We start from the raw sequence: 16163 nt of genomic DNA, 5'->3' as shown, positions 1-16163 counted from the left end.
AAAAAATAAGCCACTCAATGTGAGTGGCTTATACGGTAATTCGATATCGTTTTAGACGCGGCGTCGCCAGCCCAATGCAACAAGTAACATCAGAGCCCAATAAGAAACACTGCCGCTACCTTCAGAGTTCTTGAATGTCGTTGTTTTCAAGGAAGCGACAACCGTCACAGTCACTTCTCCCATTGCGGTAGCACCGTTGCCATCTGAAACCGTGTATTGCAGCTTGATGTTATCAACCGCACTATCCGGAGCTTGAAAACGAATTTTACCATTCTCTACACTCGCACTTCCCACGCCCGTTAGGTTCTGTACGCTTTCTACAACCAGTTTATCGCCATTCACATCCGAATCATTGCCAGCAGCATCAATCACAATGCTTTCACCAACGGCAACGGTCGCCGTATCTGCTAGCGTGACTGGCGCTGCGTTTTGCATGGTTAAATTGACGGTAGCACTGGAGGTTTCATTACTTGGATCAGTAACGGTTAGACGGAATGTCAGAACCTCACCCGCTTTTATACCTTGAGGCACTGTAAAGCTTGCCGTAGCACTGGTCGAATTTCCGATAGAAACTGAAGTACCAGCCAATTGCTCCCATCGGTAGTTCAACACATCGCCATCCGCATCTGTGCTGTTTGCCGCCGACAATGTTACTTTCTGTCCAGCAGTAATCTTTTGGCTATCCACATCGATGAGCGCTTTTGGTGCTTCATTACTACCAAGTACTTCGACCTGCACGCTCACAACCGAAGATGAATACACGCCGTCCGTAGACAGCAAACGATATTGGAAGCTGTCCAAACCAACGAAGTTAGCTTCAGGTTGGTATTGGTTGCCAGAAATGGTGCCGTGCTCAGGCTTCTGCACAATGTCCACATTGAACTGATATCCTATGGCCATGAAATCATTGTCCATCAAGTTCAGATCGATTGGCGTATTCTTATCGGTTTGCAGTGAGTCAGCTTTCGCTTCAACAATGTTGTTCGCCTCCACATTCAAGAGTGCTGCAAACGGAACATAAGAGAACCCGGCTTGCTCTAAACCAAACGTACCTATCTCATCGTAATTACCAGTCCACATTGCAGGCAGGGATGATTTTTCAGTTTTTAGTAAGCGGCCAAAGTCAAAGTTCGATTCAAATTCACCGCCTTCTAATTCCACTACTAACAGGTGCTGACCCGCACTTAATTGGCTCGGTTGAGGGAATAAAATTCGGGATGGCTTTTGGAAGCTACCTTGCTGTAAAAGTTCAGCATTGTTCTGATCCAATATTAATCGGTAGCCCACGTTACCTGAGAATGGGAATCGCCATACTCGATAAGTCATGTCACTTTGAGCGCTATTGCTTTGCGCGTAAAGTTGAAGACCATCAAGCTTTGTCTCAGCATTCAAATCCAATGATACCGCCAGAGTGTTACTGCCACTTGCGTACACATAACCTTGGTGAAGAGAGTTCAACCATGCCGATTTATTTGGCTCGTTTATATGCTCAAGAGAAAAACTGCCGCCGTTGGTATTGCTGGCAATGTTGGAAATACGAACCCCAGTATCAAACCCGGCGATCGCTCTCAGATCCGGGGTCGATGTATCTGAAATGACATTGCCACCATTAGGATACAAATCGCCGGCATCACTGCTTCCATCATGTTCTAACTCATTCAGACCGTCGGCCTGCATGATTTGAACCTGCATCGCGCCAACATCGTTAAAGCGATTCCGGACATTAACCGACGTCGCTAGTATGCCTTCTGCCGCCAATGCTCGGTCGTAACCGCTAAAGGTACGGTTTTCCAAATAAACGCGTGGGCCAAACTCTTTCAAGTACGGGTCGAGATACACCAGTTTGACATCGTCGTTATTCACGGAAATAGGCATCGGGCTTCCATGAGTGATCGTTGGTACAACGAAACCAGCGGCGTGTTTACTCCAGGCGCTCATGTTCACTGGCGTGTCTCCTGCGTATGAGTCTCCCGGTTTCTGTGCCCATGAACCACCACCCATCACGCCCCAAGAACCGATCGAGGCATCACTGTTCCTTGCGTACAAATCCGGCAAGCCAAGCATTAAATGGCCAAGCTCATGTACGATCACGCCTAACGTCGCTTGATGATCAACTTGGTAGTCAGCAAACACACAGTAATCGGCAATTTTTTTGCCATCTAGTGTCACATCGTCGTGAGAGAATTTATGAGGCCAAATAGAAGGACGATCAAGGAATCCGGTTGAACGGTCGCCACCCGCAAAAATAAACATAACTGAGAGTTCTGACGGTTCTACGGTACCATTTTGATTGCTGTCGTAAGCCGAAAGATTAAAGTACGGATCCAGTTTTTGATATGCTTCGGTGAAGACCGCATTCAACTTGGCAGTGCAAGTCTTGTCTGTTGAGCTAGAGTGGCAATTTGGGTGGCTTTGCGCCACGGTCACATTGATCACACCATCATTCGCGGTACCATAACTCTCAATCGCAGGGACAACTTTGAATTTCCCTTGAGAGTTTTTATCAAAATAATCGACAACGCTTTGACCATCGGTATTAAACACACGTTGTTCGAAGTCATGCACCATTGCTTGGTCATCAAAGGAGACTTGCACAACCAACAGTGGTTGTTGCTTCACCGATGAGCTACTCATCGCCTGATAACCTTGCGCCGAACGCAATAGATTTTGGCGCGCCATCGGTTCAATGGTTTTTAGAGAAGATAACTGCGGCTTAACTTGTAGATCCGGGCGAAACTTCGCCGATTCAGGCGCATCACTCGATTGAGTTTTAGCAACACCCGTCGAGCGCAACGTTGGGATGTCTGACTCGCGCTGAATCTGTGCAAAAAACCAAATACCATCTTCATGAACCAAGGCATTACCTTGTTTATCTTCAAACCAGTGGAAATCGGCAGTGCCGCGTAAAATTGCCTCACTAGAGGTACCATCGCTCAACGCAATAGTATGCCAAACTGGTGATGGCGGAGTAGTTGCCATGCTCTTACCTGCAAGAAGCGCAGTTAGCATAGTCAAGGCGAGTGTGTTGAATTTCAAAGTACGGCTCCATCTTTTCGATTCGTTTAATACCAAGCACAGCCAGTACACAGTAACCCATAAACATAGAATGAGATTGAGTGGCTAACGACTAAGGCTGGTATCAATTCGCTCAGATAACACAATATTATTTAGCATCACGTTACAAAAGCGTCGGATGCCCAAATACTTTTGTAAGTGTGGCTTCCGAGGGTATAAATTGAGTGAATGAATAGTATCGAAACAAAAGGAAGAAGAAATAAACTTCTGCGACTTTGTAGATAAAATTGGGCAACGTCCCACATATTTTATAAATGTACGAGCACTGCTATTAATCAGTGCTCGTTATGGTCGGAGGGGTGCTAATAAACGCTACTTTAACCTGTAAGAACGGTGTCTTCTGGGTACTTGATTAAGGTAGGTTCAGGGCGGGCTAACATGTAAGCAAGCGTGAGTGGCCCGATACGACCAATGATCATTACCACGATCATAATGTACTTGCCTGGCTCAGAAAGCTCTGCCGTTAAACCAGCGGTAAGTCCTACCGTCGCAAATGCGGAAATGGTTTCAAACATGACTTTATCAAAGCTTGCCTTCTCTGTGAGCATCAATAAAAACATCGCGCTTGTCAGAATGGCGCCGCTCACAACGATAATGGCGAGTGACTTAGTCACGGTTTGCCAGTTTACGGTTCGTTTAAACATAACCACATGTTTCTTTTGGCGCAAAAAGGTCCACGTAGCCATGAACGCAACGGCAAATGTGGAAACCTTAATGCCGCCCCCCGTTGAGGTGGACCCAGCACCAATCAACATCAGAACAATCATGATCAATAAAGCTGGCTGGGTAAACTGCGCCAAGTCGACACTGTTGAACCCGGCCGTCCGAGCACTAGCGGATTGGAAGAATGCCGCCAACCATTGACCCGCCACAGGTAACGATTCCATTGTATTTGGATTACTCCGCTCGAGTAACCAAAACATCACCGTCCCAACGAGGAGCAATATCGGTGTCGCGATAAGCATGATTTTGGTATGAAGATGCAAAAAGTGGAAACCTTTACGCCAGTTCAGCCAGATGTCTCCGACAACAGTAAAACCAAGCCCACCAAAAATGAATAACCCGGCCAGGGTAAAGATGACCAGCGGGTCATTCACAAAGCTCATCATACTGTCTGAAAACAGAGCAAACCCTGCGTTGTTAAACGCAGAAATCGCATGAAATAACGCGTAAAACATGCCAGTTTGCCAGCCCATTTCAGGAACCCAACGAACGGAAAGGAAAATAAACCCAATAGATTCTGCGACAAGCGCAAAAATCACAATCCGCTTCACCAGCCGGTTTAAGTTGACCTGTCGAGCTTGCCCTAGCGCTTCTTTCGCTAACGCTTGCTGGCGTAAGCTTAAACGCACACCAAACATATAGAGTAAAACCGCCGACAACGTCATCTGCCCCAATCCACCGATTTGCATTAAAAACATCAGCAAAATCTTCCCGGCTAACGTAAAGTGCTGCCCGGTATCGACAACACCAAGCCCTGTCACACTGATGGCGGATGTTGCGGTAAACAAAGCGTCCGTTATCGAAAGGCCTGTAACAGAAAAAACTGGCAAAGTTAACAGCACGGCAGAAGGCAGCAATACACCGAGAAAACTCAGCAATATAATCCGCGGCTCGTTACCCTTTGCTTTTTCTCGTTTACCATCTGGCGCGTAAAAAACGCCTTTTTGATGAAACTGCGTCATAGTGATTTTAATTTATTTGCCAGCGCATCTTGCGGGCCAACCACAATAATGAGATCGCCAATTTCCAGCTTGGTATTAAGGTCTGGCGCCTTGGTAATTTCTGGGCCCCGTTTAAACCCGAGTACTTGCACACCGTCGACTTTGCACAGTGCTAGGTCACTTAATGTCTTACCCATCCAACGAGATCCAATCACAAACTCCGTCATGGCTAAGCCACTACCTAAAGGGTGGAACTCAAGAACCCGTTTATCGAGCATTTTACGCGCGACACGTATCCCCATGTCACGTTCAGGCATGATAATGTGGTCCGCACCAATCTTTTGCAGGACACGCGCTTGAAATCGATCGTTGGCTTTAACCCATACTGACTTCACTCCCGCTTCTTTGGCGATCAGTGTGGCGAGAATACTAGCGTTAACGTCCGCTCCGATAGCAATCATCACCATGTCGTAATCATCAAGCTTAAGCTCAGCAACCGTCTCTTCGTGAGTACAATTAGCCACAATTGCCTGACTAACAAAACTGGCAGCTTCTTTGACTCTGTCTTCGTTGATATCAACCGCTAAAACTTGAGCTCCTGAATCTTGTAGCTCTTTACACACTGCCAAACCAAATCGGCCAAGGCCAATAACGGCGAATTGCTTATCACCTGTTTTCATTTATGCCTCATCTTATGCATTCACTAGCAAGCAAAAAAGTCTGCGCCCATTCCTAACCTTGTGCAAACCTGAGGACAGAGAATTGACAAAAGCTTTACGAAAGCTGACTCACTTTGAGTGTTAAGCGTATGACATAAATTAACTTTTTTCTTCATTACGGCATAAAAGCCAACACTGTCAACCCATGAGTGAGTCTCCCTAAAACGCAAAAAGCCGCAACAATGCGGCTTTTGGATCGTAGAGATAAAACAGGCTATTTTGATTCGCGCTTATCGTGCGGTTTACGCTTGTTCTTAGGTACGTAATTTAAAATAGAAATCGGCACTGGCTTTCTTGGTGCAAAGCCGTCAATTTCCACTCGCTCTAGCAAGTGCCCTAAACGGCTCTCGATCATACAAAGGTTTTTAAAGTCATCTTTTGAGACTAATGAGATCGCTTCACCTTGTGCGCCAGCACGACCGGTACGACCAATACGGTGTACATATTCATCTGCTGGATACGGCAAGTCATAGTTAATAACAACGGGCAAGTTATCGATATCAATACCGCGCGCTGCAACACCAGTTGCAACTAGGTACTGGATTTCACCGGCTTTGAACTTTTCTATTAATTCCTGGCGAACACGCTGATTACGGCCACTGTGAAACGCTTCAGCCACAATGCCACGCTTTTCAAGTTGGCTAACAAGCTTGGCAGCACCGTGTTTGGTTTCAATAAATACCAGTACTTGCGACCAGTCGTTTTCTTTGAGCATGTGACTTAACAGCGACGACTTCATGTCCTTATCGACGGTGGTGATCCACTGCTTGATGTTCGACTTAGATGCACTGTGTTTTGCAATCGTGATCTCTTCAGGATCAATAATCGCGTTTTTCGCCAAATCACGAACAGGATTAGATAGCGTTGCCGAGAACAGCAGACTTTGAACATGTTCTGGCATGCAATCAACGATCTTATCGATCGCATCGATGAATCCCATGTCCAACATCTTGTCCGCTTCATCAAGCACTAGCATTTCCACTTCATCAAAGTGAATGGCGCGTTGACCGTACAGGTCAATCAAACGTCCCGGCGTACTTACCACAATATCGACACCTTCGATCAAGGCTTGTTTTTGTGGCGCATAATCCACACCACCAAACATCGCCATTGAGCGCAGCGGTAAGTTTTTACCATAAGCTTCAATGCTTTGATGAACCTGAAGCGCAAGTTCGCGTGTGGGCGTAAGAATAATAGCGCGAGCGCGTTTTTTACGTTGCGTTTCGCCTTGACTAAGCTTTTCTAAGATTGGTAGAACAAAACTGGCCGTTTTACCTGTCCCCGTTTGTGCTGCAGCAATTAAGTTGCTACCACGCAGTACGATTGGAATGGCTTTTTGTTGGATAGAGGTCGGTTTTTCATAACCTAGCGCTTTTACTGCATCAGTAATCGATGCGCTTAAACCAAGCTTAGAAAATGGCATAGAAACGTCTCAACAGAGGAAATGGGCGCGTAGTGTATCAGAATCCCAGTGAAGTAACAGAAGGATTCATGCGCGTAGAGCCCGATAATAGAGCGCTGCATGATTTACTCGCAACATCACATTTCTTGCGCGTGAATCTAGTTATGCTGCTAACGTGTACATTACTGGGAAACGTTATGGACGTATTACTGCTGGTTGGATTAATCGCACTCAATGGCGCGTTTGCTATGTCAGAGATCGCTCTAGTCGCAGCCAAAAGCGGAAGGCTAAAATTAATTGCAGAACACAACGCCTCTGCCGCTTTAGCGCTCGAACTTAAAAACAATCCGACTCAGTTTCTTTCCACGATCCAAATAGGCATTACCGTCATCGGGCTATTAAGTGGTATTTTTGGTGAAGCAACGCTTTCAGTACCATTCGAAAATTGGTTAGTAACCCAAGGGCTAGAAAGAGAGATAGCCACGGTACTTTCAACGATGAGCGTCGTGCTCATGATCACCTACTTCGCGATTGTGGTGGGAGAACTCGTTCCCAAGCGCTTTGCACAAAACAACGCAGAAACCATCGCTATTATCGTAGCTTATCCGATTCACTGGCTCGCCAAGCTCACCACTCCTTTTGTCTTCTTATTAACGTTTTCAACCGATACTTTTCTCCGATTATTGCGCCAAAACGACAGCAACGGTGAGATTGTTACCGAGGAGGATATTTTTGCTATTGTTAGCGAAGGCTCTGAGTCCGGTGCGATTGAGCCACAAGAGCAATTGATGATTCGCAACTTACTCCACCTTAACGATCGTTTAGCATTATCGTTAATGACACCACGGTGCGATATCCATTACCTGGATGCCAACCAACCTATTGATGTCATCCTTACTGACCTTCGCCAAACCCAACACTCCGTATGGCCAGTCTGTAAAGGTAGCTTGGACAATATTATTGGCACCATTTCATCCAAAGTCCTGCTCGATGAATATGATGAATTGTCTATCAGTAAACTGGCTAAACAGCTCAAGCGCCCACGTTTTGTACCAGAGTCCATGAAAGGGTTACCTCTCCTTAACTACATGCAACAAACCAGTGCGGAAATGGTCTTTATTGTCGATGAGTACGGTGATGTACAAGGCCTAGTAACCCTTTACGACTTGTTAAAGTCAATTGCTGGAGAACTGGGCATAGCGCCACAGCAAGTGTGGGCCAAGCAACAAAAAGATGGCAGCTGGTTGATGGACGCGTTGATCCCGCTCAATGAGCTCAAGAATAAACTCGAACTGAGCAGCATAGAAGGCGAAGAGCGAGAAGGCTTTCAAACATTAAATGGGCTTTTGACATGGCTTTATGGTCGAGTCCCAAATGTTGGGGAGCACATTCACTACCAAGGTTGGCGATTTGACATACTCCTCGTTAAAAAACATCGCATTATGCAAGTCAGAGTCACCAAAGACACCGATACACCAACCAACAATAGCGAAGTGGAATAAAGCACGGCCCTATCCCATCAAATTGGGCTGTAAACCTTTCTCTAGTTTTTTCCTCACTTTATAGGAAACATCATTAAGCGTGATTTTTCCTGTATTGTGACGATCGATACCCGCATTTTGTCGGTATGCAATCGAGCCTTGCTTGAACAAAACGAAAGAAGACGGTTTGCCAATCGCAGCAGGATAGAGAATTGCCATATACGCATCTTCCAGGCTATTGATTTTATGGCGATATGGCCAGTAATAGGCTTTTACATAGTCAAGTTGCTCGACCGCGCTCATCCTCGCAAGAGTTTTCGTACTCACTCCTAATGACTCAGCGGTAGAGGGCATAAATTGAATTAACCCTGTCGCCCCACTTCCTGAACCATTTTTGATGCTTGGACTGAAGGTTTCAGCGGTTTCAAATGCCATGCAGGCCATCAGATGATTAGGGTTGATCTCCAGCTCTTCACTAATACGAATGACTTTGCATTTGAACTCTGGAGAAACTTTGCCTCCCCACGCCACCGCGTTCTCGGGATCAACAACCGAAGAGACAGTTGGCGCGTCGTGTTCTTTGACAATTCGAGAAAGTAAAGGAAGTGTTTGGCGCAGTCGATGGTTCGAACTCACCAAGCGAATTGATTTGGCAAGAAACTTATCTTTTTTTTGGTGCAGTTTTTGGAACTTTACTAATTTATACAGTTGCTTATAAACCGTTTTCACAACGAAGCCGGATTTAGGGAACACTCCCAAAATGTAATCCATTTCCTACACGTTTAATATAAATATCAGCAACAATGAGTATGTATGTGATCACAATCACTATAAATTTTCTCAAATTCGATACACCTCGAAACAAGTGGTCAAGATGTCTCCAGTAAGCTCGAAGTACAAATAAAAAGGTATTGTCGAGAATAAAAAAGGTCTTACCAATTTCTCGGTAAGACCTAGGTTTACGCATCCTCAGCTAAGAGAATTTATACTCTTACAGTTCCGCTTCTCGAACCAGCTCAGCGAGCGTCGACAAACGTTGTTCGCTTTGTTTTACGTAAGGGTTGTTTGTATCCCAAGCGTACCCAGCCAAAATCGCGCTAATCATCTGCTTAATACGTGGATTCGGGTTTTGGTAGAAAATCACATCTTGCAATGTGCCGTTGTACCACCCCTCCACATAAGTACGGAATGTGTTCACCCCCACCATCAAGCGTTCCGAATACTCTTCTTGCCAGTCAACCACTTCACCATTTAATTGACGAGCTACGCAATCGGCCGCAAATTCCGCTGACTTCATGGCAATAGTAACGCCAGATGAAAACACAGGATCAAGAAACTCCCCGGCATTACCAAGCAGTGCGTAGTTTTCTGTCGCTAAACGTTTGACGTTCGCTGAATAGCCACCCAACTCTCCTGTTGGATTTGGGTAATTCGCATTTCGCAACAAAGAAGCCAACCCCGGCTCTTCATTCGCCAACTGCTGCAAAGCTGCAAGCTTATCTTCTGGGTATTGCTCGAAAAACTCAGGCTCACCCACCACACCAAACGAACATGTACCATTCGAGAATGGAATTAGCCAGTACCATACATCGTGATTTTCAGGATGCACGGAAATCAGAATTTTATTACGATCGTACTCTGGCTCTTGTGGAGAGATACGATCTTCAATGTGAGTAAATATCGCTTTTCTTGGAGGAAGACAAGAAGGCTCTTCAAGATCCAACAAGCGTGGCAAAACACGGCCAAAACCACTCGCATCCAAAACAAAATCAGCTTCGATTTGATAGGTCTGTTTATTCGGCCCAACAACTTCTAAGCGCGATTTTTTGCCTTCAAACGCCAAGCTAACTAGCTCATGTTGATAACGAATATCGACGCCCTGCTCTGCGGCACTGTCGGCGAGCACTTTATCAAAACTGGCACGTTGCACCTGAAACGTCGTACCCGGCCCTGGGGTATATTTGTCCGTAAAATCGAACTGGGTGTAAACACCATTGCGACGAAATGCAGCGCCATCTTTATATTGGAAGCCAAACTGCTTTACCGCATTGGTCATTCCGGCTTGCTCGACAACTTCCATACATGCAGGAAGCAGGCTTTCTCCGATAGAGAAACGTGGAAAGGTGGCTTTTTCTATGACAACGACATCTATGCCACGCGATTTTAATAACGCAGAAACGGTGGAGCCAGATGGGCCCGCTCCTACGACGACAACTTGCTTGAGCTCTGTTTTCATTCTGAATTTAGTTTGCTTGTAATTTTAATAAGGTGTGACCAAGGCCAATGTTGTCGGTTCTTTCGACGACAGATAAACCTGCCGCTTCGACAATTTCTAAGAAATCATCACTGCGATAAAAACGACTATTGCCGTTGGCTAAACAGGTAAAGTAGAGAGAGGTTGCATTAAGACTATAGGAAGCACCCGCGTATTTTTGGGCATCCCAAAATAGCTCTAATACGTAAATAGTATCTCCCTTCGTTAACTGGGCTTTGACTTTTTTAAGGATATTTAGGATCTCAATTGGTGAAAAGCAATCCAAGAACTGGCTCATCCACCATACATCAGCATGCTCAGGCAATGTTTGTGCTTTATCAAGCATGTTGGCAGGGTATGGACGTACACGCTCGGCGAACTGGTTTTCTGATACATTTGACATCGCCACTTCTAATTGCTGCGGCAAATCGACAATGGTAACTTCAACATCAGGATCATGCTTACAACACTGAATAGCCCATTTCCCGGTATTTCCGCCAATATCTACGAGGTGCTTTGGCTTGCTTGCAAACACTTCTTTAAGCAGTAATGGAAACGAGCGATCCGAATAGAAGTGATCGAACTTAAACCAACTCTGCTTAGCTTGGTCTGGCAGCGTCGACAGACCTTGATAAATCGTCTCCCAATTGCCCAACTCTTTCAAACCTGAAGGCTTACCTTCTTGAATCGCTTCCGTCAGATGCATCATCGCGGCGTAACAGACATCAGCCGTAAAATCCATGTTTGCGTTCGTCATACCATCGTGAAGAAGGTAAAAACCAAGGTTCGCAAGCGAATAGTTAGGTCTTTCCCATAAAACAATATGTGCGCTAATCGCCATATCCAACAATACTTTGACACCATATTCTGACACGCCCGTTTTCTTGGCAATGTCCGTGGCACTCATGCCTTGTGAACCGGCGCTGTCTAGCGCGGCTAAAATACCTAAATCTCGGAGCGTTCTGGCGGTCTGGAACACGATTGGTGCAAAAGATAACTTCTGAGCTTCTGTTTTTGCTTCAAAAGCATTAAAAGGGTCATTATTTTGATTTAACACGGAAAAACCTAACTGCAATTAATATTTTTATTGTTTAGACTGAGAGTCTAACAATGCAATAGCTCGTTGAATATCAACATTCAAGTTGTTTATCCAACGATTGTAATTGCGATGGATTTTGCCATCACTGGCTTTTAGATTTACTGAGTTGAGATAAATAATTGAGTAATATTTGTTGTTATATGGAATTTTTACTTCTGCAAAGTGTTTACGAACGTGAATTTTTGCAATAAGAACGCCTGGGCTTACTTCTTCAATCGTCCAACCTCGGTTGGTTGCCGATTGCACAATGGCCATTTTTACTTGTTTATTTTGAAGATCATAAGCAACTGGAGTATCCTCCACATTCATTACAGGTTGTACTCGTCCACAACCGACAAGAAGCAAAGTTAATAATAACGAGACATACAGCTTAAAACGCGACATGATAATTTCCTTTTTTATTATGACTTTGGGTAAAGCCCAATTTGTATCGAGCTGTAAAATAAACAATTTAACCCAATATGCCAAACTCGAAGATCAACATTTCGTTCAATATTGATGCGTGGACAGCGAATTCATTCGGTTTATCCGAATCCAATGAATGGAAACAATGGGCAACAGAGATAACATGGCCAGAAGATGGCAAAATCAATGTTGCAGATATTCCTGCGATGATGCGCAGAAGAATGAGTCCACTTAGCAAACTGGCAGTGCAAACGGCAATCGAATTGCTTAATCAACATCAGGTTGATTACCTCGTATTTTCGAGTCGTCATGGCGAATTGCATCGCAGTGTCGCGTTAGTTAAAGATATTATTAACGGTGAAGAAGCGTCTCCGATGGCTTTTTCTCAGTCAGTGCATAATACCGCCGCAGGGCTTGCCACTATTGCAACCAAACAGCCCATCCCCCTAACTTCGATCGCTGCGGCAGAAAACACATTCCAAAGTGCAATATTAGAAGCATGGCTGTTTTTGTCCGACAATCCTGACAAAAAAGTCCTGCTTGTTGATTTTGATGAGCCTATGCCTGACTCTTATTTAGAATATGAAAACCAACAATACCAAGGGTTTGGACTCGGCTTGATACTTTCTCATGGAGATGGCTTCACGGTGCAAAGCGGCATCAGTGCAAAATGCTCAAACCACCCATTGCCACAAGGCTTAGCGTTTTTGCAACACTACTTGTCAGATGAAAATCAGTGGACTATTCACGCTCCGCAACAAATTTGGGAATGGCAAAAGCAATGAGTCGCTTAAATCAGTATTGGCGTGTGCTAGCAACCGGCTTTTGTTTTTCAGTATTTGGGTTAGGTGGTTTAGCACTAAGCTTCATTGTTATTCCGACCATTCGTATTTTCGTTTCGGATCAAACCGAACGTGAATATAAAGTTCAAGGTGCCATTCGATATTCATTCAACACCTTTTGTAAATTGATGAAGTTAAGTGGAGCAATCGATTACGAAATTATTGGTGCCGATATTCTTCAACAAGATCGTAATTGTTTAATTGTTGCCAACCATCCGAGTTTAATCGATTACGTTCTCATTGCTTCACAATTAAATCGCTGCGACTGTTTAGTAAAATCGGCAATATGGTCGAATCCTTTTATGAAGCACATCGTAAAAGCAGCCGGATATATTCCCAATGAAGCGCCGGATGATTTATTAGCACTTTGTGATGAACGATTTAACAAAGGCAACGTGTTGCTTATATTTCCAGAAGGGACAAGAACAACACCTGGTGTAGAACCAAAATTACAACGCGGCGCAGCGCAAATTGCGGTAAGAACAGAACGAGATTTAAGGGTTGTCCATATTACGGTAACGCCAAGCTTCCTCACAAAAGAGAAAAAATGGTATCAAGTACCGGCAACAAAGCCTTTTTTCAGGGTTGAAGTTAAGGATAAAGTTGAGATTGACCCTTTTATAAAGCAAACTACGTCGCCGACAATAGCGGCGCGACGCTTACAACAGCACCTAGCTGAAAACATTTTTCCAGAAAACTTTTATTCATAAGCAGGTCCCAGTGGAACAGTTACACAACGACATTAAGCAACTTATTATTGATGCTTTAAACCTTGAAGATTTAACCGTAGATGATATTGAAACGGATGCACCACTTTTTGGTGATGGACTTGGCTTAGATTCTATCGATGCACTTGAGCTTGGACTCGCAATTAAAAAACAATACAACATCGTTATTGATGCCGACGACTCTAACACGCGCGAACACTTTGCTTCTGTAGCAAACCTAGCGAAATACGTTTCTTCTCAAACTAATGAATAAGTTGTAGGTATATTCATGACTGATGTAAATAAAGATCAAGTATTTGAACAAGTTAAAGATGCGCTTGTTGAGCTGTTCGAAATTGACGCAGCCGACATTCAATCAGATGCGCACTTATACCAAGATCTCGACCTTGATAGCATTGACGCCGTTGATTTGGTCGTACACCTACAGAATGTCACTGGCAAAAAAATCAAGCCAGCAGAGTTTAGTGCTGTAAGAACCGTTGACGATGTGGTTAACGCCGTCACTGAGTTATTGAAGGAAAGTTAATGCGCCAATTGCTGACTGGTCTGTCTGCAATTGTACTGTTTGCCTACCCCTTCGCCGTCTATTTCGGTATAGATAAATTTGGCTTGAACTTAGTCGGGGGCTTGTTAATTGCTGCGTTACTTTTGCGTGTTTTCGTCGCAAATAAGACCCCACTAAAAGAGTTTAAATTCTTGGCGCTCGTCACGGGCGCTGTTGGCATTGTTCTAATTACGCTTGGCATGGTGTTTAAACAACACGGGTGGCTTCAGTTTTACCCTGTCGTTGTCAATGTATGTATGCTGTGTGTCTTTGGACTGAGCTTAAAACAGCCGCAATCGATCATAGAGAGGCTTGCTCGCTTGCAAGAGCCCGACCTTCCAGCTAGTGGCGTGGCTTACACTCGCAAAGTGACGATGGTTTGGTGCGTTTTTTTTACGCTCAATGCTGCCGTTGCGCTCTATACCTGTTTCCTACCAGTAAAAATATGGACGCTTTATAACGGCCTCATCAGCTACTTACTTGCTGGTGGCTTGTTCGCTGGAGAATGGATCGTGCGTCAATTTGTTCGAAAGGAACACTAATCGTATGAATACAACGTATTCGAGCTTTACCTCCCTAGCGACCTTGTTCATCGCAGAGAGGTCTGAGCAATCCCCTGTCTCTTACGATCGCGACACAGTTATCACTTGGGGTGATTTCCAGCAGCACGTCGCAACACTTGCTCGGCAGTTAGAAACCCAACCAACGCAAAACATTGCGTTGTGTTTTGGCAACAGCTACCTGTTTGCCGTTGGCTTTTTTGCTTGTTGTCACGCAGGAAAATCCATTGTATTGCCTGGTAATTACCAACCAGAAGCACTCAAAGAACTCAGTGAGCACTACGATTTATTGCTGCACGATGCCGATGTCTCGGTTCCAGAACAGGTGAGTTCACTCCTAGTAAAAGCTCAATCATTGTCAGACATCACCTTGATTCACGAGCAACAGGTAGAACAACCTTTTGTTTGGCGTGAATTGAATCTGGCAAAAATACCAGTAACACTATTTACTTCTGGTTCAAGCGGCAAACCAAAAGCCATTGCAAAAACGCTGAAACAGCTCGATATCGAAGTGTCTATTCTAGACAACCTATGGGGCGACACAGTTGCCAACACACGCGTTGAAAGCACCGTCTCTCATCAACACATTTACGGCTTGCTGTTCCGCGTATTGTGGCCTTTGTGCTCTGCACGTCCATTTTCAGCACACAACCTTGAGTTCCCAGAGCAAATTGTCCATCACGCCGATGCTGACACCACGCTAGTAAGCAGCCCTGCGTTACTAAAACGACTCAGTGAAGAGCATAATCCGGTTGCAATTCGGTGCGTATTCTCTTCTGGAGGCCCCTTGCCAAACCAAGCCGCGCAACACAGCCAGCTGTTGTTTGGGTCACTTCCTATTGAAGTTTTTGGCAGCACAGAAACCGGCGGCATCGCTTACCGTCAGCAGCACGTAGCCAGCACTCCTTGGACGTTATTCCCAGGTGTTGAAGCAAAGCTTAACCATGAAAATTGTTTAAAGCTCCGCTCGCCACACATTGATGAAAACACTTGGTACCAAACTGCGGATGAGTGCTATTTCCATGATAGTATTTCTTTTGAATTGCGTGGACGCACTGACCGAATCGTCAAAGTCGAAGAAAAGCGTATTTCCCTTGTCGAAGTGGAAAAACGTTTAGAGCAACTGCCGTGGGTTCAAGAAAGCGTGGTGATCCCAATGGAAGAATCAGGTCGCCTCACGTTAGTCTCGATCATCGTACTTAACGATAAAGGCAGCGATGTGCTTGATGAACTTGGTAAAGGCAAGTTTTGGCTTGAGCTTCGCAAGGCACTGCGCAATTGGCTAGAACCGATCGCTATCCCGAGAAAATTCCGAGTGGTCGACGAAATTCCATTGAACAGCCAAGGCAAACGCCAAGTTGCTGAAATTGAAAAACTATTCCAATAAAGC

At 44.9% G+C, this 16163-nt stretch carries 15 protein-coding genes; 7 read left to right on the top strand and 8 right to left on the bottom strand.

Features of this window, described 5'->3' with window-relative positions; genetic code table 11:
• Positions 1 to 51: 51 nt before the first annotated feature.
• The 4 genes from R2S67_RS17615 to R2S67_RS17600 all read right to left on the bottom strand — a co-directional run bounded on the left by R2S67_RS17615 (position 52) and on the right by R2S67_RS17600 (position 6881).
• Positions 52 to 3036, bottom strand: coding sequence for a M6 family metalloprotease domain-containing protein (locus R2S67_RS17615; RefSeq protein ID WP_317346044.1), 2985 nt, complete (start codon positions 3034 to 3036; stop codon positions 52 to 54).
• Between the two features lie 356 nt (positions 3037 to 3392).
• Positions 3393 to 4760, bottom strand: coding sequence for a TrkH family potassium uptake protein (locus R2S67_RS17610; protein ID WP_317346043.1), 1368 nt, complete (start codon positions 4758 to 4760; stop codon positions 3393 to 3395).
• A complete protein-coding gene (locus tag R2S67_RS17605) occupies positions 4757 to 5419 on the bottom strand; it encodes a potassium channel family protein (protein WP_006742864.1) in 663 nt (220 codons plus the stop codon). The genes R2S67_RS17610 and R2S67_RS17605 overlap by 4 nt, the downstream gene beginning before the upstream one ends.
• A 253-nt stretch (positions 5420 to 5672) precedes the next feature.
• Complete coding sequence (locus R2S67_RS17600) at positions 5673 to 6881, bottom strand: DEAD/DEAH box helicase (RefSeq protein ID WP_046874220.1); 1209 nt, start codon at positions 6879 to 6881, stop codon at positions 5673 to 5675.
• 176 nt (positions 6882 to 7057) lie between these two features.
• On the opposite strand from R2S67_RS17600, the gene R2S67_RS17595 reads away from it, so the two are divergent.
• Positions 7058 to 8362 carry a hemolysin family protein gene (locus tag R2S67_RS17595; protein WP_317346037.1) on the top strand — a complete coding sequence of 435 codons (1305 nt, stop codon included), beginning with the start codon at positions 7058 to 7060 and terminating at the stop codon, positions 8360 to 8362.
• Between the two features lie 9 nt (positions 8363 to 8371).
• On the opposite strand, the gene R2S67_RS17590 is transcribed toward R2S67_RS17595, so the two are convergent.
• The 4 genes from R2S67_RS17590 to R2S67_RS17575 form a co-directional block, all read right to left on the bottom strand.
• Positions 8372 to 9112, bottom strand: coding sequence for a transglycosylase SLT domain-containing protein (locus R2S67_RS17590; RefSeq protein WP_006742867.1), 741 nt, complete (start codon positions 9110 to 9112; stop codon positions 8372 to 8374).
• A gap of 220 nt (positions 9113 to 9332) precedes the next feature.
• Complete coding sequence (locus R2S67_RS17585; protein ID WP_253643804.1) at positions 9333 to 10577, bottom strand: NAD(P)/FAD-dependent oxidoreductase; 1245 nt, start codon at positions 10575 to 10577, stop codon at positions 9333 to 9335.
• A gap of 7 nt (positions 10578 to 10584) precedes the next feature.
• Complete coding sequence (locus R2S67_RS17580; protein WP_243327091.1) at positions 10585 to 11652, bottom strand: methyltransferase; 1068 nt, start codon at positions 11650 to 11652, stop codon at positions 10585 to 10587.
• Between the two features lie 27 nt (positions 11653 to 11679).
• Complete coding sequence (locus R2S67_RS17575) at positions 11680 to 12078, bottom strand: hypothetical protein (RefSeq protein WP_317346029.1); 399 nt, start codon at positions 12076 to 12078, stop codon at positions 11680 to 11682.
• Between the two features lie 77 nt (positions 12079 to 12155).
• Here R2S67_RS17575 and R2S67_RS17570 point away from each other — a divergent pair, with 77 nt between their 5' ends.
• Genes R2S67_RS17570 through R2S67_RS17545 form a run of 6 tightly spaced genes read left to right on the top strand, consistent with a single transcriptional unit; the run spans position 12156 to position 16160 of the window.
• Positions 12156 to 12884: a beta-ketoacyl synthase chain length factor gene (locus R2S67_RS17570; RefSeq protein ID WP_182019047.1), complete on the top strand. Its 729-nt coding sequence runs from the start codon at positions 12156 to 12158 to the stop codon at positions 12882 to 12884.
• Positions 12881 to 13651, top strand: coding sequence for a lysophospholipid acyltransferase family protein (locus R2S67_RS17565; protein ID WP_168187863.1), 771 nt, complete (start codon positions 12881 to 12883; stop codon positions 13649 to 13651). Before R2S67_RS17570 ends, R2S67_RS17565 begins: the two co-directional genes overlap by 4 nt.
• Before the next feature lie 10 nt (positions 13652 to 13661).
• Complete coding sequence (locus tag R2S67_RS17560; RefSeq protein WP_005382278.1) at positions 13662 to 13922, top strand: phosphopantetheine-binding protein; 261 nt, start codon at positions 13662 to 13664, stop codon at positions 13920 to 13922.
• A 15-nt stretch (positions 13923 to 13937) separates the two neighbouring features.
• Complete coding sequence (locus R2S67_RS17555; protein ID WP_005382279.1) at positions 13938 to 14195, top strand: acyl carrier protein; 258 nt, start codon at positions 13938 to 13940, stop codon at positions 14193 to 14195.
• Positions 14195 to 14755, top strand: coding sequence for a hypothetical protein (locus R2S67_RS17550; RefSeq protein WP_182032652.1), 561 nt, complete (start codon positions 14195 to 14197; stop codon positions 14753 to 14755). Before R2S67_RS17555 ends, R2S67_RS17550 begins: the two co-directional genes overlap by 1 nt.
• 4 nt (positions 14756 to 14759) lie before the next feature.
• On the top strand, positions 14760 to 16160 hold the full coding sequence (locus tag R2S67_RS17545) for an AMP-binding protein (protein WP_272164879.1): 1401 nt from the start codon (positions 14760 to 14762) through the stop codon (positions 16158 to 16160).
• Positions 16161 to 16163: the final 3 nt, after the last annotated feature.

Origin of the sequence: Vibrio sp. T13N (genome assembly GCF_032970445.1) — a bacterium.
Taxonomy (GTDB): domain Bacteria; phylum Pseudomonadota; class Gammaproteobacteria; order Enterobacterales; family Vibrionaceae; genus Vibrio; species Vibrio diabolicus.
The sequence above is the reverse complement of the archived record's forward strand: the minus strand, read 5'-3'. Positions and strand labels throughout refer to the sequence as shown.